This is a genomic window from Enterobacter sp. K510, from assembly GCF_055804875.1.
In genome coordinates this window covers 365,680-381,738 of record NZ_JBNRLQ010000002.1, presented here as the reverse complement: position 1 = coordinate 381,738, position 16,059 = coordinate 365,680, and the positions used below count along the sequence as shown (strand labels likewise).

At 50.4% G+C, this 16,059-nt stretch carries 24 protein-coding genes and 1 pseudogene; 5 read left to right on the top strand and 20 right to left on the bottom strand.

The features are described 5' to 3' along the window. Positions 1-5: 5 nt before the first annotated feature. The 6 genes from ACQUTD_RS04410 to ACQUTD_RS04385 all read right to left on the bottom strand — a co-directional run bounded on the left by ACQUTD_RS04410 (position 6) and on the right by ACQUTD_RS04385 (position 4,257). Positions 6-1,283, bottom strand: coding sequence for a phage portal protein (locus ACQUTD_RS04410; RefSeq protein WP_218335756.1), 1,278 nt, complete (start codon positions 1,281-1,283; stop codon positions 6-8). Positions 1,284-1,285: 2 nt separating this feature from the next. After that, positions 1,286-2,818: a terminase TerL endonuclease subunit gene (locus ACQUTD_RS04405; protein ID WP_473273862.1), complete on the bottom strand. Its 1,533-nt coding sequence runs from the start codon at positions 2,816-2,818 to the stop codon at positions 1,286-1,288. A gap of 13 nt (positions 2,819-2,831) precedes the next feature. Further along, on the bottom strand, positions 2,832-3,266 hold the full coding sequence (locus ACQUTD_RS04400) for a hypothetical protein (RefSeq protein ID WP_218335754.1): 435 nt from the start codon (positions 3,264-3,266) through the stop codon (positions 2,832-2,834). 121 nt (positions 3,267-3,387) lie between these two features. Next, positions 3,388-3,597 carry a serine acetyltransferase gene (locus ACQUTD_RS04395; RefSeq protein WP_473273861.1) on the bottom strand — a complete coding sequence of 70 codons (210 nt, stop codon included), beginning with the start codon at positions 3,595-3,597 and terminating at the stop codon, positions 3,388-3,390. A gap of 12 nt (positions 3,598-3,609) precedes the next feature. Continuing rightward, a complete protein-coding gene (locus ACQUTD_RS04390; protein ID WP_473273860.1) occupies positions 3,610-3,900 on the bottom strand; it encodes an HNH endonuclease in 291 nt (96 codons plus the stop codon). A 141-nt stretch (positions 3,901-4,041) separates the two neighbouring features. Next, the gene (locus ACQUTD_RS04385; protein WP_473273859.1) at positions 4,042-4,257 is read right to left on the bottom strand and encodes a hypothetical protein; all 216 of its coding nucleotides are present in this window, start codon (positions 4,255-4,257) and stop codon (positions 4,042-4,044) included. 294 nt (positions 4,258-4,551) lie between these two features. Here ACQUTD_RS04385 and ACQUTD_RS04380 point away from each other — a divergent pair, with 294 nt between their 5' ends. After that, a complete protein-coding gene (locus ACQUTD_RS04380) occupies positions 4,552-5,016 on the top strand; it encodes a hypothetical protein (RefSeq protein WP_473273858.1) in 465 nt (154 codons plus the stop codon). A gap of 123 nt (positions 5,017-5,139) precedes the next feature. On the opposite strand, the gene ACQUTD_RS04375 is transcribed toward ACQUTD_RS04380, so the two are convergent. The 6 genes and pseudogenes from ACQUTD_RS04375 to ACQUTD_RS04350 form a co-directional block, all read right to left on the bottom strand. Further along, positions 5,140-5,490 carry a hypothetical protein gene (locus ACQUTD_RS04375; RefSeq protein ID WP_473273857.1) on the bottom strand — a complete coding sequence of 117 codons (351 nt, stop codon included), beginning with the start codon at positions 5,488-5,490 and terminating at the stop codon, positions 5,140-5,142. Continuing rightward, entirely contained in the window at positions 5,487-6,113 is a 627-nt protein-coding gene (locus ACQUTD_RS04370; protein WP_473273856.1) for a glycoside hydrolase family 19 protein, read from the bottom strand. Before ACQUTD_RS04370 ends, ACQUTD_RS04375 begins: the two co-directional genes overlap by 4 nt. Next, positions 6,110-6,394, bottom strand: a complete 285-nt coding sequence (locus ACQUTD_RS04365) for a phage holin family protein (protein ID WP_072568830.1) — start codon at positions 6,392-6,394, stop codon at positions 6,110-6,112. The genes ACQUTD_RS04370 and ACQUTD_RS04365 overlap by 4 nt, the downstream gene beginning before the upstream one ends. Beyond that, a complete protein-coding gene (locus ACQUTD_RS04360; RefSeq protein ID WP_473273855.1) occupies positions 6,381-6,761 on the bottom strand; it encodes a putative holin in 381 nt (126 codons plus the stop codon). Before ACQUTD_RS04360 ends, ACQUTD_RS04365 begins: the two co-directional genes overlap by 14 nt. A gap of 115 nt (positions 6,762-6,876) precedes the next feature. After that, positions 6,877-7,029, bottom strand: a complete 153-nt coding sequence (locus tag ACQUTD_RS04355; RefSeq protein WP_473273854.1) for a DUF3927 family protein — start codon at positions 7,027-7,029, stop codon at positions 6,877-6,879. Next, positions 7,029-7,457, bottom strand: a pseudogene (locus tag ACQUTD_RS04350) (tellurite resistance TerB family protein). The gene ACQUTD_RS04355 and the pseudogene ACQUTD_RS04350 overlap by 1 nt, the downstream one beginning before the upstream one ends. Before the next feature lie 364 nt (positions 7,458-7,821). Between ACQUTD_RS04350 and ACQUTD_RS04345 the strand changes: the two are divergent. Genes ACQUTD_RS04345 through ACQUTD_RS04335 form a run of 3 tightly spaced genes read left to right on the top strand, consistent with a single transcriptional unit; the run spans position 7,822 to position 10,248 of the window. Beyond that, positions 7,822-8,538: a hypothetical protein gene (locus tag ACQUTD_RS04345; RefSeq protein ID WP_473273853.1), complete on the top strand. Its 717-nt coding sequence runs from the start codon at positions 7,822-7,824 to the stop codon at positions 8,536-8,538. After that, positions 8,535-9,131 (top strand): hypothetical protein, encoded by a 597-nt coding sequence (locus tag ACQUTD_RS04340; protein ID WP_473273852.1) that lies wholly within the window; start codon positions 8,535-8,537, stop codon positions 9,129-9,131. Before ACQUTD_RS04345 ends, ACQUTD_RS04340 begins: the two co-directional genes overlap by 4 nt. A 31-nt stretch (positions 9,132-9,162) precedes the next feature. After that, complete coding sequence (locus ACQUTD_RS04335) at positions 9,163-10,248, top strand: MBL fold metallo-hydrolase (RefSeq protein ID WP_473273851.1); 1,086 nt, start codon at positions 9,163-9,165, stop codon at positions 10,246-10,248. A gap of 14 nt (positions 10,249-10,262) precedes the next feature. Here the strand turns inward: ACQUTD_RS04335 and ACQUTD_RS04330 are convergent, their stop codons facing one another. From ACQUTD_RS04330 to ACQUTD_RS04315, 4 genes are read right to left on the bottom strand one after another with little or no spacing between them, the layout of a single operon-like run. Beyond that, positions 10,263-10,610 (bottom strand): antiterminator Q family protein, encoded by a 348-nt coding sequence (locus ACQUTD_RS04330; RefSeq protein WP_473273850.1) that lies wholly within the window; start codon positions 10,608-10,610, stop codon positions 10,263-10,265. A 17-nt stretch (positions 10,611-10,627) separates the two neighbouring features. After that, on the bottom strand, positions 10,628-11,617 hold the full coding sequence (locus ACQUTD_RS04325) for a DUF968 domain-containing protein (RefSeq protein WP_473273849.1): 990 nt from the start codon (positions 11,615-11,617) through the stop codon (positions 10,628-10,630). After that, on the bottom strand, positions 11,614-12,303 hold the full coding sequence (locus ACQUTD_RS04320) for a phage antirepressor KilAC domain-containing protein (protein ID WP_473273848.1): 690 nt from the start codon (positions 12,301-12,303) through the stop codon (positions 11,614-11,616). The genes ACQUTD_RS04325 and ACQUTD_RS04320 overlap by 4 nt, the downstream gene beginning before the upstream one ends. Positions 12,304-12,315: 12 nt before the next feature. Continuing rightward, positions 12,316-12,708, bottom strand: coding sequence for a RusA family crossover junction endodeoxyribonuclease (locus tag ACQUTD_RS04315; RefSeq protein WP_473273847.1), 393 nt, complete (start codon positions 12,706-12,708; stop codon positions 12,316-12,318). A gap of 81 nt (positions 12,709-12,789) precedes the next feature. Here ACQUTD_RS04315 and ACQUTD_RS04310 point away from each other — a divergent pair, with 81 nt between their 5' ends. Continuing rightward, positions 12,790-13,266: a hypothetical protein gene (locus ACQUTD_RS04310; RefSeq protein WP_473273846.1), complete on the top strand. Its 477-nt coding sequence runs from the start codon at positions 12,790-12,792 to the stop codon at positions 13,264-13,266. A gap of 64 nt (positions 13,267-13,330) precedes the next feature. Here ACQUTD_RS04310 and ACQUTD_RS04305 read toward each other — a convergent pair whose 3' ends face one another. The 4 genes from ACQUTD_RS04305 to ACQUTD_RS04290 are packed head-to-tail and all read right to left on the bottom strand — an operon-like array spanning position 13,331 to position 15,886. Then, positions 13,331-13,651, bottom strand: coding sequence for a LexA family protein (locus ACQUTD_RS04305; protein WP_473273845.1), 321 nt, complete (start codon positions 13,649-13,651; stop codon positions 13,331-13,333). After that, positions 13,648-14,889 (bottom strand): phage N-6-adenine-methyltransferase, encoded by a 1,242-nt coding sequence (locus ACQUTD_RS04300; RefSeq protein WP_473273844.1) that lies wholly within the window; start codon positions 14,887-14,889, stop codon positions 13,648-13,650. Before ACQUTD_RS04300 ends, ACQUTD_RS04305 begins: the two co-directional genes overlap by 4 nt. Further along, the gene (locus tag ACQUTD_RS04295) at positions 14,886-15,767 is read right to left on the bottom strand and encodes a conserved phage C-terminal domain-containing protein (RefSeq protein ID WP_473273843.1); all 882 of its coding nucleotides are present in this window, start codon (positions 15,765-15,767) and stop codon (positions 14,886-14,888) included. The genes ACQUTD_RS04300 and ACQUTD_RS04295 overlap by 4 nt, the downstream gene beginning before the upstream one ends. Next, positions 15,764-15,886 (bottom strand): DUF4222 domain-containing protein, encoded by a 123-nt coding sequence (locus ACQUTD_RS04290; protein WP_473273951.1) that lies wholly within the window; start codon positions 15,884-15,886, stop codon positions 15,764-15,766. The genes ACQUTD_RS04295 and ACQUTD_RS04290 overlap by 4 nt, the downstream gene beginning before the upstream one ends. Between the last annotated feature and the right edge of the window lie 173 nt (positions 15,887-16,059).

Here is a 16,059-nt window from a genome sequence, read left to right as displayed (position 1 = left end):
AAAAATTAAGCCCCTTCAGTGAGGGGCTTAGTATTGGTTCCAAGATCGGTAATCGGGATGTTCTGCGACTGGCGCGTCGCCACATCGCCACCGGGAAGGGGCGGCAGGTTATCCAGCCGTCGCACTTCATTAACGGTACGGATCCCCGTATTAACCATGATCTGCATAAAGGATGCCCGGCTTGTAGAATCGCCGCGCAACAGCCCGTCGAGATTATGTTCGGCGTGGATACTACCCTGCTCTGTTTCTTTAACCAGCCAGCGCTCAATGCTGTATTCCCAGCGATCGAGATAAGGTTTAAGGGTGTACTGGAGAAAGCCGAGGTTTTGCTGCTCGATACCGGATCCCCATGAGGTGGTTTTATCAACATCACCGACCAGGTGCGGTGGCACGCCGTAGAACCGGGCCAGTTCGGCAACCTGAAATTTGCGCGCAGCCAGAATTTCCGAATCCTGAGGCGAAACCCCAATAGCCTGTGTCGTAAACCCACTCTCTAGGATCCACAGGCGCTTTTTAACCGGGCCGCCAGCAATCTCTTTGAAGTTTTCTTCCAGCTGACCGCGCTGCTCTTTGGTCAGTACCTTGCCGTCAGTCATGAGGATCTGCGGAGACTTCGCGCCGTTCGCGAAAAACTCCCGCTGATTATCCTCCATGGCAATGGCAACACCGGCAGACTTCGCGCTGAACGCCAGCGGGGACAGGCCGGTAAGCCCGTTGAAGCCAAATCCCTTGAGATGGAAGATTTCTTTCTGTGAAAAGTCGGCGTATTCCGTGTCACGGCGGTAGCGGTAGATAATGGATTTACTGTTCTCGCTGAGCCGGACCTCCATATTGGCGCTCATCAGCGGAACCATGCTGATAACGTCGCCAACGCTGTTTCGCTCCACATGTGCGTAGGCGTTGCCGTAGGCGCAAAGCTGCATGGTCATGGCTTCGCGAAACTCCAGCGCAGTCATGAAATTGTTAGGCCGGAATCGCAGCAGCTTTGCGAGAGGGTGAGTACCCGGCACTTTGCTGCGCTGATCATCTTTGGTCTGGTAGACATCAAGGGGTAACGATGCGGTGACGGTGGAGATAAGCCTGATACAGGCCCACACCGTACTGATTTGCATATTACGCTCGTCAGTCACCACAGAGTCACCAACCACACCGTGCGCAGACGTTCCCGCCATCTGTGAGCCTTTATCCGGTGTCACCAGTCGGCCGCCGGTCAGGATGGAAGCCATGCGCGCCCAGAATGGCGATCGCGTTCGCAGGTCAATGCTGTAATCGGTATCAGCCATGTTTACACGCTCAAGAAGTTGTAAATGAAATCGTTAACGTCACCCTGCTCTTCCACCTCGTCGCTGTTCTGTGCCCCGACGGACATTGCCAGCGCAACCATGCCATCTATGCGCCCGCTGGATTTGCCTTTTACGAACTTGCGGTTGCCCGCAGGGTCAGTGATGACGGTCGCGTTTTTGGCGCACATCTCCAGGATCGGATGATTGCCATGCTTCAGCTGCGCGCCGAGCAGTTTGGTTTCCAGCTCACGCAGCGCCGGTGACATAGATACAAAGCCCTGCCCGAACTCCACGAACCGTTCGAGTTCAGCTTCTGTGAATCCGGCGTCAATAAGGTGCGGACGAAGAAAGCGCATGTTGTAACGGTCAAAGGCCAGCGCCCTGACGTTGCAGGTATCGAAGATGTCGCGCAGTTCTTTTGCGATAAAGGCGTACTCAATGGCTTTGCCAGGTGTCGTATTGAGGTAACCCTGCCGCGCCCAGATGTCATAAGGCACTCGATCATTACGGGCCTTATCAGCCAGGCCTTCCTCAGGCAGCCAGAACTTACAGTGCACATCGCCTCTGGCAGAATTCAGCACCAGTGCCGTCAGGTCCGAGACGCTGGACAGGTCAAGCCCGCCCCAGACGGTGGAACCGGCCAGGCTGTCAGGTTCTTCTTTATTCATATGCCAGATGGTCTGACTGACGAACGGGCTTTTCGCCTCAACCCGCCGGTTAAGGACAAGGTTTTCAAACTCAGCCTGACGCGACGGCAGACGTTTGGCGCTGGCGGCCATGTCCAACACTTCCTGCTGATTCATGAACACGTCAAATGCCGGGTTTGCTGCTCTGATCGCCTCAACCGAAAACGGATCAGTATCTTCTGGCGCGGTCTGTAAACGGACCACTGTTCGCGGGTCGGCGCCGGTCAGCCCGTCATCAATTAACAGGCTCAGGAGGTCGCTGGCATCCGGTGCCTGTGTGCTGATAATCACCGAGATCGGGTTTTCCTGCGCGGCGGTTGCTGTCTCCAGCGCCTCATAAAGCGGATCACGCGGGCCACGAACCTGGCCTAACTCATCGTGGGCGACAAAGCGCGGCGAGAATCCGTAAGCGGTGGTCGCTTCGGCGCTCAGCGCCCGGTAATAGGAGCCCAGTTCAGGGCAGTGGATCTCTTTGGCTGAGTCTTTAATCGCCACGTACTGCATCAGCACCGGGTTCATCCGGCACATTTTTGAGGCGAGGTTAAAGAGGATTGCAGCCTGATCGCGGGAACGCGCCGCTGAATAAAGCTGGGAGTTGTGTGCCGCCTCCGGACCCACCAGATAAAGCAGCATCAGCATGGCGGTTTCCACCGTCTTGGCGTTTTTACGCCCCCTGCTAATGATCGCGCGGCGGGTGCCATGCTCGTTATCAAAGATTGCCCTGAAGTCATCCTTCATGAAGTCGGCCATCTTGAGCCGCTGTCCGACAAACTTGCCCTCAGGGATGAGGATGTTCTGCTCACACCACCGGATGTTTCGTTCAGCCCGTGTCAGGGTCTTTTTAACCATCAGCTACTCAGCCTTAATCAATTTCCCAGGGCTTTTTCTCCCGCGCCAGATTGTTATGCGCCCGCCCTACTGTTTTCGGGTCGGTGGTGGCCTGGCGCGTAATCCGCAGGCGGGTAGCCAGTGAAGATGCGGAACGGACTTCACGCTCACGCATAGTCAGCAACCGGTCGTAACGCTTAAGGCCATCTTCACGTGACAGCCATTCCAGCTCGAACGCTTCCAGCTGCGTGGTGATGATCCTGGCCTGAACGACATGGCGGCAGTACATCTCCATCATGTCGCGATGGGTTTCGGTGAACGAGCTGGCCGGATTGTCATTGACCAGACGGATCCAGACATTGATCTCCGGATCGCTGAGATGCAGCGACGGCTGTAATCTGCTTTCAGCCAGCGCCGGCAGCGAGACAGCAGACGTCGCAGCGAGAGACTTTCTGCCTCGCTGTGCCATCACTTTTTCCTTTTTTTCTGGACGTTTTTAATAAAAAGACTGAGGGCGCGGTCTTTAAGATTTTGCCGTCAGAGTTTTACCCCTCCCCCCGCCCTTCCGGCCTGACAAATGAGAATTGCTCTCACTTCTCGATGATGCGCAGGTTTTCACGGGGCTGACAATGCGGCACCAGCCGTTCGCGGGTACCGAGGGGAATGGTCAACGTAACCGTGGGCAGCGTGTCGCCTACCTCATGATGAAAGTTAATCGCAGTTAGTGAGCTGAAGCTGATGCCATCGATGCTCAGTTCAACCAGCTTGCCTTCACGGTATTCAATCTTGAGATCCTGCATTGCATGCTCCTTTTACCAGATAACCCGGCCTTCACTGTCGAACTCTGTCACCGTTCCGCCCTTTTCCATGCGCTGCTTCACTGAGTCGTGACAGCGTTTGCAAAGTGACTGAAGGTTTTCCGGGTCGTGAAAGAGTGTTTCATCACCCTTATGCGGTATGACGTGGTCTACGATGGAGGCTGAAACCACCTGATTACGTTTGAGGTGAAACTCGCATAGTGGCTCCTTCTGAAGCTGGTGATAGCGCAGGCGGTACCAATGCTTGGTGTTGTAGAGGTTATGCCAGGGTGAATTCGAAGCCATATTCACTCCAATAACAAAGCACCAGCAACAGTCAGTGGCTCACGACTGAATAACTCTCTTAGAAGCTCGTACAATGCGCAAAAAAAAGCTCCGCTAGTGCGGGGCTTTGGTGGGGTTATTTAAATCGAATTAAATGGATATCTAGCCTCGTGTTTCAGCATCCAAGAAACCGTGGACTACTGGAGATGTAAGAGATTTGAGGTCAGCTTGGAGGAAGGCTGTCTTTTCCTCTTCATCTTCGATAGTTATATGCACAAAACGAACACCGATATCCCATATTTCTACTCGAAAATGCCCGCCAGGAAAGTATGACTTCCCAATTTCATATAGTTTACTAATTGTCATTTCTTCATTCATGCGTATTTCCTTGCTGTGTTTTGCACAACCAGATTAGCATTGTCACACATTGTTAGTGAATGCCTGTTGTAATGCATTAGCAGTCGTCGTGTGGCTTCGCTACTGAGCGATAGGCAAACATACAGGCTTTCTGGATTTTTGCTTTCGCCATGTAACCCCCAGCGTGGATCACCGCCGTCTCTTTGGCAGTGTCCGGTAGGTTAGAGAAAAAAATCGAAATTTAATTTTAATGTATTGAAACCCAGTAGTTGACAAGGCTATAACTATGGATCTTCTAACACATAAAGGCTAAATATGGCACAACCATCATCTAAATCACAAAAGTCAGGGTTGATTGGAAGTTTTAAACAAGCTGAGGGTCCTTCTTTTTCCTCTCTTATCAAAGATGTTTTCAGTGGTGATTACAGCAAAAGTGTAAATTCTGGCCTGCTTAAAACCCTAGAATCATCACACAAAATGCAAACAGAAACATTCAACTCCGCAGCTCATAACGTAATGGCGATTAGTAAAAACTCTCCTGAGGTTGCAATTGAATCTATCCATGCCATTGAGAGGATGCATGAATCAGCATTGTTAGCGCAACGTCAAGAGAGCAGAGACACACGTAAATTTCTAATGTTTGCTACATTGATGGCTATGGGAGGAACCGCTTGCGGAGTCGCTTTGTATGCGAACAAACAAAAGCAAGTTTTTCAAATTCCTCCATCTTCCAGTGTTTCTTCACGCAAGCTCACTGCACTAAAAATCACAAAAGATTGATTTTATAAATAATTAATAACTTTATACCATTCTTGCCAGCGGTATTTATCCAGCCGCAGCTGGCGCAGGCACTGCATAGTCTCAATGTCCGATTGCAGATCCGCATCGCTGTCTGCGCCAGCATCACTGGCCTTGCACGGGGGCTGCATCAAATCCGCTGAAGGAGTTGGCAGCGTCGATAGCTCGCTGGCGCAACCGCACAGACTCATCATCAAACTTGCAGACAATACGATTCGGATCCTGGACATATTTCACCACGTCGCGAGTTATGGTTTTGTAAATGACCCTGCCTTCTTCGCTGGCCTGTGCCGCTTTCTTCTCGACCGGCTGAATGGCTTTCTCAGCTCTGAGTTTCTTTTCAGCGGCCAGAGCATTGATGTGATCAGCGTGGGCGTTCCAGCCGAAACGCCAGGAAATAATCGCCGTGGAAACCATCATGACCACCAGCGCCAGAAGGACATATCGCAGGTTCATAGCAGCACTTCACGAGCCCGGCTGTAACGCTTCTGCCGGTCATCGATACCGTTCTGCCCGCCGTTGATGATCTGCGTCACCCGCACCACATCACCCGGATAAGCCATGCAACCGCTGGTGGCAAAGAACCATGCCGCTGATCGCGCTGCGTGGCGGTCTTCCGCCAGCAATTCAGGCGTGGTGACAAGGTCGAGCTTTAGCGCCGCGCCACAGCTGCGGTAATTCTCAAGCCCGGTGATCTGAATAAGACCGCGACCACGATACTTCCAGCCGTCCTGCGGACCTTTGTTGCCGTTGCGTTTGTTGTAAGCCAGATTTGCGATAGCGCGCTGGCGCTCCAGCGGAAGAGACTGTTCACCAGCGCGGCGGCCAAGCATATTCGCCTGATCCTGTGTGATACGCCCGGCACGGATGAAACCGGCCAGCCCTGCCACGCTGTAATTGAAGTTTTCTACCAGCGCGGTAAAGCCCTTTGATTCGTGGCCGACCTGCGCAATGAACATGGCCTGTTGCACAGGTTCGGTAATTCCAAATTCACGCATCGCCATATCGATGTGCGAAAACCAGCGCGCGGCTAACCCGGCGCTGAGATTAGCCGCCCGTTGTAATTGTGTCTGGTTCATTCTGGCCTCAGTACCTGGAATAGCTGCGCCACATTACCCCGTGCCCTGAACACGGCGGCGCAGATGATTAAGTTGATAGTGACGGTTGCCCAGTGAGCGTGGAAATAGAAATCGAACAGGAAGCGGAACGGGACGGAGGCGTATGCCAGTATGATCAGGTACGCCAGCCAGGACGCCCACCAGTTATGTTTGCCGCCCGGCTTACGGAACATCATCAGGCGCAGAACAATCGCGGTGCATGTCATTACGTTTGTCAGCACCAGAGGATCACTTATTACCATTGATTCCTCCTCTCCACCTCTGCAGAAGCGTCAACGGGTCCTGCTCACTGAAAAACGTGAGTGTCTTGATAGCAACGGCGGACAGGAGCACCGCGCCCAGTGCATCAAGCGGCTTGTCGTTGTAACTGGTCAGGCTGGCGAGCCAGGAGCCCACCAGCCCTGAACCATATACCCCGGCAAAATAGGAAACGATGAAGTATGCAGATCGGCGGAAAATCGTCAGGTCTGCTGCAGTGGCCACGTAGAAAACGGCACCAGCGAACGCGCCGAACACGACACCATAATCAGTGCCGGTCAGCAGCCCGTAAATGCTGGCACCGGTTAACGCACTCGCAGCTGCAACAGACCCGGATAAAGGTTCGGACATTTAGCCCCCTCGTCATTGCTGTGGATCCTCTCAGTTGAGGGGAAGAAAGAGGCCACCAGCAGGCGACCAAATGCACTCTGTCAAAGGCCGCCGTTAAGCGACCTTTTGCACAGTGTTATTTTTTTGTTTTAAGCAGTGGCAGGAGCAATACAAACACACCGGCCACCAGAACGCCGTCAGCCAGAATCGACATCAACTTGCTGGTAAAGTCGACAGCGATTACCAGGAACAGCAGTACACCAGCGGCAGCCCAACGCAGCTTTGCCATTACAGGTGATTTTCAAGACGCAGGCCGAGGGCGTTGGCGATCTCTTCCAGCACCTTACGCTCTTCCGTCTCTACTTCCCCGTCAGCTTCAGCAATGGCTACCGCCACGTCGAGAACGTCTTCTGCTGCGCGCGGGTCGTGCTTAACATCTTCAATTTCACGTAACGCTGCCCGGCGCCCAATCTTAAAGTTGGTGTCCAGTTGGCCGACGATCGTTGCGCTGATAGCGTTAATTTCAGAGGTGAACGCCGCCAGTGATGGCTGGTTACGCAGCACCTGTTCGATCTTCGCTTACTCTGATGCTTCACATTCACCGTCAGCGTATGCCACCAGGTAAGCAGCGTTTACCACCGCCTGAGCCAGATCGCGTTTTTCGAACTTCTTGATATCGCTAACTGCTTTACGTGCTTTTTTACCGAAACCAAACATAGTGACTTTCCTTTAGTGGTGAGCCTTACGCTCAGAGTGGACAGCCCGCAGATATAGTCACACCGACCACTGCTAAGGCTCACCCTGAAAGACACCGCGGTTTGATACGCCGAGCGTGGCGCACAAACGAAAAAACCCCGCAGGAGCGAGGTTTTAAAAACGTTTTAAGTATGTGGCGTAGAAACCAACCTTAACAGATTACGATAGTTTTTGCGTACGCGTTAGCTTTTTGCTATGTTTTGAGGTGCCTATAAAGCTGTGTATCCATAGGCAAAACTTATCAATGGGGTTGTTTTTTTTAAAACAATCGTGCGGTAGCTATGCCTATACGCAATTAGGCGTCCATTTTACGGACAAAGCATTTATGACCTTCAAACTCATCAAGCACACTATTAATATAGTGTGGATATCTAACATTATAACTCCTTTGATGTTCTCTCCAGAGTGGTTCAAAAGATATGAACTTTTAAGAGAAGAAGATATATCAAATTCTGAAACAACCTATCATGGTGATTCAATAACAACTGACTATGGTTGGGTTGAAATTAATTGCACTCCTACTAAAGCTGTTTTTCAGTTAACTAAAACTGGCCTTGAAAGCGCATTAGCAGATTTAACAGCTTCTATATTATCAATGTTTCAGCATGCTGAGACTCAAGCCATCGGTATTAATACGCTTTTCGACTACCATTTCAATGACGAAACCGAGTGGAATCGGCTAGGTGATGCTTTAGTCCCTAAAAATAATTGGATTGAAAACAACAAGTCTCAAATACTTCAAGATGATGTCGAATATCACTATGGCATGCGGACATTAGTTATTGCCATCGAAAATACTAATAAAAAAAATAACTCTATTTATAAAGAAGCTATTAATGTAACTTACGCTCCTTATAAAGAGTCAAATCCCGAAACACTGGGATTACATGTTCAGTACAACCATGATATTGCTGTAAAATTGAGAGAAAATGCAGTAGATTTTACACAGTTGCTACCTGATGTAATTCAAACACATATCGCCGAAGCTGTTAAAAACGATATTATCAGCCACGAACAAATGTTCAATCGGATTCTATCATGACTGCTATGACATACCCGGAAGACATATCAAACCTTAGCAAGACACTTACTTACAGAAAAAAAGAGAGCAGCTTAGACTCATTTGTGAAGGATAATAAAATTCATAATGAGCCATTAAACAGAACAAACCTCGAAAATTATTCTCAAACTTTAGATATTGAAAAGCACTCGAATATTAATTTTGATGCTCATGGTATTGCATACTCTACTCGTGTCGCCGAAATTTCTACTACTCAACCGCAAAGTACACAACGTAAAAAAACATTGAGTAGTTCTTTTTATAGAAAGCTTAAAGCTAGAGCTAAAGAAAAAATAACTTTTCTTGAAAAAGCATTGGATACATATGGAGTTATAGATGAGGTTGTTTATAAAAAATCTCACAATGAAATACATGCCCGAATTTATGACATAAATTCCCATGAAATTATAGATGAGATTACATTTTCTTCTGAAGAATTCAGTAAAAGTGATCAAAGGCGATTAGTAGAAAATGCAATATTCTATTGGTATGTAGGTGTCGAAAGAACTCTTTTGGGACAAGAAAAAAGAGTATCTGAGTTCCGTTTAAGGCGCATCTTCAATCAAAAATCCTAATAATAATATAAAAATATTATGGTGAATTTAGGTGACCACAGATCAACAATTTAACTGTGAAACAATCATTTTCGGGAAAGGTATTGGAGAATCTATTGCGGTTCGCCTAGGCTTCGAAGAATGGATGATCATTGATTCATGTTTGAATGATGAAAAGAAACCCGCAGCAATAGATTATCTCATTAAGCGTGGAATTAACCCTCAAGAAGTCAAACTGGTGGTTATAAGTCACTTTCACGATGACCATATAAAAGGTATCTATGACATTATTCAGATGTGTACTGCATCAAAAGTTGTTATTAGTGCTGCCTTAAACACCTCTGAATTTAGAAAATACATCCACGCGCTAAGTGCAAATGGAGAAGAAATGGCAAAAACGAAAGAAATTAATCGAGTCATGTCCCTTCTTCCTGCTTTACATGAAGCCGATCGATTGATTCATGCAAAAAAAGACTGCACCCTCTTTAGAAGCAATACTAGTGTGCAAGTCCACTCGCTTTCTCCAAGTGATGTTGATATTACAAACTCAGATTTAGATTTTGCAAACTCAGCTAAGGAGTCTGCCAATTTTAGTGAGATAGCAACATCAGCCAAGTTAATCAACCCAAATCACTATTGTGTTGTTACTAGAGTTTTCTCCCCTACATCAGGCGATAATGAAGTTTTATTAGGCGCTGATTTAGAGGTAAGTAAAAATTCAGGTTGGGACTCAGTATGTAATGCCATTAACCGACCTGAACCTAACCTAACGGGCATTTTTAAATTGCCTCATCACGGCTCTAATACTGGTTACCACGAACAAACTTGGGATAAACTTATTAAAAGTAAACCGATTTCGATTTTAACCACATATGACAAATCGTCGCTACCACGACAAGACATGATTGAGTTATACAAATCAAAATCATCTGCATTATACTGTACTTCAATGCCGAAATGTAATGAGGGTCAAGATAAAAACTCCTCTATAACATCAGAAGCTCTGAAGATATTGAATAAAATGAAAAGTTCAGTATCATTTTCAAATCGCAACAATAAATTTGGAATAGTAGCAGTGAGTAATTGCCTAACTACTACCCCAAAAGTCGAAACTTTTTATGCCGCAGTCTCACTATAGGGGGCAGTTGCCCCTTATTCCTTTAGTATACTGTACACCCCTTCTATAAACCCTAGTGCCTCTTGCATTTCTTTTCTCATCGTACCATCTGAGCATTTACGTTTTTTTGCAATTTTTCTTAATGATAAACCTACTACGAAGTGAGCAATTATAAGTTCATAACTTGGTGGCTTTATTTTTTTTAAACGACTAACACAACCGTCAATAAAAATCCCTTCATCATCTTCGCACTGAAGCCGAGCTTTCTTCCCATGTGGCAGCAACCCTTTAAATCCGGCAGCGATTGGTTGCCAATCCACTCCGCTGTGATCTGAAGCAGCCCAAGCACCCCATAACTCCATTACTTCATACATATCGCGCATCAACTTTCTCCACTAAATTACGCCAGTACGCCGATCGCCAGCGCGCGGTCTAATGTCTTCAGCAGCAGCTCGGGCTGCGTGCCATATTCTTCTTCAAACGCTTTCATGTCAGCGTGTAACTCGTCGTGATGCGCTCTGCACAGCGGTATCACGAATAGGTCATGCGCCTTGGTTCCCATACCGCCCTGACCGTAGCCAATGACGTGATGAGGATCATCTGCCTGGATACCGCAGCACGCACAAGGCTGCTGCTTCGCCCATCGGGTATATGTGCCGTTTTCCCATCGCTTACGCTTCGGGCGTCGCATAAACGACTCAGGCGATTCAGGATCGATGCGCAGCGCCAGAACCTGCTTCGCCTTTTCCTCGATGATGCTGGTGGCCGCCGGCGCCGGTACCAGCTCGCTTTCGCGATACAACGACGGAATGGTTGCCACCGGCAGGCGTAACGCATGGCGCGCCAGCTCTTCGGGAATAACGTCAGCAAGATCGTTACGCACCAGCCACCAGCACAACTCCGGGATCGTCAGCTGGTGGGTATCATCAAAGCCCAGCGCCATCCGCACGAACTCAATGATCCACTGCGCCAGGTTCGTCCGGGCGATGCCCGCCAGTCGCTCAGTAGACTGGCCACGCAGTGTGTTATCGCAGTGCCAGCAGACGCGGATCACGCCGGGCGCATGATGAAATGCCGTCACGTTTTCCATGTGATAAGTACCGTGCGGATACTGACATTCACCGCCACGCATCAGCCAGTTCTCCAGGCCTGACATGCCGCCGGCGCGCGCGATCACCTTCTCGTTTTCAAACACCGGTACCAGCAATGGATCTTCTGCCAGCGGCTGCGCGGCTAGCGGTATTTGCCCGGACGGTAACCCGGCCAGACGTTCCGGTTCGTTCTCCAGCAACATGCGCCCGCGGCTGAAATGCGCCAGCAAGTCAGATCCGGGACGGAACATCACCACACCCAGCTCCCGGACAACGACCGGTTTGAGCAGTGCCCTCATGCCGCTTTTCCTTTCGCCAGATGTTCAGCCCACAGGCCGCCGATCCACTTGATGCCTTTTGCCGTAAAGCGCGCCTGGCTGAATGCGTGATTGGTGGTTGCTGAAGTGCCGGTTTTAACTTCGAACCGACCGAGATCGATATGCTGATGATGAGGTGTCAGCGTGCCCGCCAGCCGGTACATGATGTTGTTATCGATGAGGAACAGGCGGAACTCTGGCTCTTTGGCACCGAGCAATTTCGCCACCTGACGGAACGACATGGATCCGCTGGCAGTACAGTAGCGATCTACAAACTCCACCTTCGGCGCCGCGGCGGCCAGCTCTGCCGTCAGCTTCTGCTTTTGCTCTGCCAGATCCGCAGCGAGGCGAAGCGCATCAGGCAGAGATTGTGGCACAGGGATTTGCTGCGTCTGTTCGAGCTCCTGCCAGCGGTCAACCAGACGCGCGGTAAATTCTGGCGACAGCTGCGCCACAACGACATAACTGTCACGCTTGTTCACCAGATAAACGGATACCGTCTGATTGAGGTGATTTTTAACATCCGCCAGTGGCGGAAGTTGAATAATGCTCCGCTCAGCCAGGCGTTCGATTGATCGCTTAACATCGTCGTGGCGAGACTCAACCAGATCGGCAATTTCACGGCTGGACATCGTCAGCGCGCTGGTTACGTTGATTAACTCGTTCATGATCTTCTCCACTTATTCGGCGACTGCACTCGCCACGGTTTCAAATTTGCTGATCGTGATTTCTACCCTTCCCTTCTTTATCACTGGCCCCCACTCCACCAGCATACGTTTTACCTGGCAGTCGTCCTCCCAGACACCAGCGTGTGTCAGCGCGTCGAATAACGCTTTGTTGTAGTTATCGATGTCCCGGCGGCGGGCGTCCGGCGGATACAGCATGATTTCAACCGCAGCGGCTTCCGCTGACGGCTTAGGTAAGCGGCGCAACTGCTCAATGATCGCAGCGCAGGCATCGCTCTGATATTTGCGCCCGGCGGCGCTGATGAGATGGCGCCCGGCCAGTGGCCCCTTATTCGGGGCGCGCCAGTAGGTGTTTACGCTTGGAGGAAATGGCAGCGTCAGTTTCATTGTTTCATTTCCCCCTTGCCAAAAAGACTAAAAAAGACTAATTTAACTAAATAGACTAAATTTGAGTGAAATTTAACTAATATGAAAATCGATGAAATGTTCACCCAGGCCCGCGGGTTTCTTGAAGCTGCAGCCTTCCAGGTATCTGCTGGTAATGAATTGCCTGAAGCACATCGAAACATTGTTAAGGCCCTGGTTTCTCTGGAGGAGATGGAACGTATGCTTAAATCTGAAAATCCGGCTGTTAATGACGAGTTGCAGGAAGTCTCGAAAGTTTCACGTCGTCTTAAGCTTTGGGCAAAACGTCCGACCCAGATGAATACCCGGATCCTAAAAGCATTTTTATCGCTGTCGTCTGATGAGCAGCTACCTGTCACAGAAGCCCAGTTAAAAGCTGAAGTAGGCGAAGAAAACTTCGACATTAACTTCGTGCAGATGAAGAACATCGCAGAAAAAAACCATGGCAAGGTTTTCGAAGTGACAGGCGATAAAGTAACGATATGGCCACCTGTCACTGCCGCGGTAGACGAATTCAGGCGCACCATTTTTTCAAAATAGGCTTCATCTTTTTTGAAGCCTGACAGTAAACCGATCCCCGCTAAGGATGCATCATACGCGCGCCTCACTGAGCACCTCCCTGATCAAGAAGAAAGGTTCGTGCTTGCTCCATAGCGTGCTCATCCCCATTCACCAGCGAGCGCAGCAGTGATATAGCCTCATCCTCTGCGCTCTGGCTGTTAATTGAGATGCCCCTGCTCACACCCGGCACCAGGGTGATCGCGCCTTTACGCTGGAGTGCGCGCAGCAGTTCGGTTGCCGCATTCGGTGAAGTTGCCCCCATCAGGTTGGCAACTTCTTTTTGCGTTGGTGGGATACCGTGCTCTTTCTGGAAAGCCATGATCAGGGATAAAACTTCCTGCTGGCGGGCGGTCAGATTTTTCACGCTGCATCCTCCTTCAGGGAAGCTTTGCTGCTGAAATCCTTCAGCGTGACCCGAATAGTGCGAATGTTGCAGCGCGCCGCGGGATCCATTTCTTTGATGACATCCAGAAATGTCGGGATCGCCATGCCATATTCGTTCATCGCTTCCATGCCAGCGATATGCAGCCGTTCCTGCATATCAGCTTTAGCCGGGTCATTCTCCGCGTAATTCAGATCCAGCCATTCGCTCACCGCCAGCTGCACACTTTTCTCAGCGATCAGAACTTCTGCCACAGCAATGTCACCTGCGCTTACCATGACAACGGTCGGCTCGGAAACATTGTCGGAAGCCCATACGTGAGCAAATTTTGACTCTTTGAAGGTGTACTCTTCCTTGTCGCCGAACACCGCCCGGACACAGGCCCATGCTTTGATACCGCTCTTCGCAAGAATATCTGCATAACTCAGCGGCAGGATTTCTTCAGAACTGGTTACCGGTGATGGCAGCGCAACTTCATCGGCCTCATCCAGCGCTGATACGCTTTCGGCAGCCTCATCGCTTGCGACAGGAATCACTTCCGGAATATTTTGTTGCTGCATCTGGGGTAACAGGCGCAGCGCTTCGCGGCGGATCTGCGCGATAAAAGCATCGCCGCGGGCTTCCAGATCCTTGCGGTCGATGTAGCTGTTCGCCGGGCCGCGCCAGTTTTTGTCGAATACAGCGATCGCCCCGGCGAAGAACGCTCCTGACGGAACCTGTTTTTCATCTTTCGGAATGAACCACTTCGGCAGATCAAAACCGATTCGCCCGCGGATAAACGATATGTGATCGGCATCTTCCGGCCACCACACTTCGCTGGTGGCTGCCTTGATGAGAAATACATACCGTCCGCCTTTATCGCGCATCGCGCTGGCGTGCTGCATGATGTACCGCATCCCGGTGATGTATTCGCCGTCATGCTGAGATGCACGACTATACGGTGGGTTGCCATAGGCCGCGCCATGGAGTTCTTCGAGCCGGGCGGACCAGTCCTGCGCCAGAGCATTGTCTTCGGCAGTATAGAAATCAGGGCACTTTGTGTTTTCACCGTCGGTAAACAGATCGAGCACCAGCGGACCGAACATGGCGTTGATGCCCCAGAAGATGTTGTCTGGTGTGCACCACTGATCGCCAACGTGTTTGAGCTCATGGGCTGGCTGGCTACGCAGTTCGGCAAGCGCCAGGCAATATTTATTTTGAAGTTCGTTAGTGACGGTCATCCCCGGAAACCCTCTGGAATCTGCGAGTAATCAACATTGTCATAGCTGGCGCGGGCGACCATGGCGTTGACCCATTGTCCGTTTTCACGAACCGGTCGCCCGGCCTTTTCCCAGCTCGTAGCTGCCTGCAGATAAGCCGGGAACTTTGTTGGCTGAAATAGCGTGGCCGGACGAAGGTACTCCGCCATTTTCAGGTCCTCGCCCCACTTCGCCGTGCTGTAGTCAACAACCAGAACCAGTTCTTCACGGGTAAAGCCCTCACCCAGCCGGGCGCGGATGTTCTCCAGCGAGGATTTACAGACCTGGTACCGGGATCCGGTTTTCTGGTTCAGGTGGGTTAAAACCTGTTTGGCCTGATCAGTGATTAAAACCTCACGGTCGGGTTGCCCCGCAACCTGACAAGAGGGTTTTGGTTTTACTTGTGGATCTGTAGTTGATTTTACTGACGGATCCCCGCCAGATTCTGACGGGTCAAAACTGCCGCCAGCGTTGTTTTTTGATGCCTCAAATTTTGAGGGGTCAGATTTTGATGCATCAGATTTTGATGCGTCAGAATTTGACGGTTCAGAATCTGACAGGTGAGAGAATGCAGCGGCCTGAAGCTTTGCCACGTTCAGCTGATAGACGTTCGACGCGTTACGGTTTCCCTGGCGGCGTTGTTTACGCGAAAGCCAGTTGTCTTTTTCCAGCTGCGCAATCGCGGTGCGCACGGTACTTTCGCCCGCGCCAATCTGTCGGGCAATGGTGCCGATGGAAGGCCAGCTGATGCCCTCGTCATTGCTGAAGTCTGCCAGACGGGCCATGATAGCAACGCTGGAAAGCTTCATGCCTGAAGCGGCGCATGCGTCCCAGACGTAGCCGGTTAATCTAGTGCTCATCCTTCCACCCTTCTAAATTTCTCCCGGAACCGGTCAACAGGCTGCATGCACTCGTGCGGGTAACCGCTGCGGATGAAGATGACCTGCCGCTTTTCCCGGTCATAACCAATGACGTGCACTTCAATCCCCCGGTGATCCCGGTACCGCCGGTCAAGTTCTTCCACTCATCACGCCCTTTCTCGTTAAATGCGGAAAATGCGCCTACCAGTTCTTCAGTTGGCTGGTAGTTGTGGCTGCCGTCGGCTGCACGTAATATTTCGTCATAGCCGAACGGGGCATTACCCACCAGCGG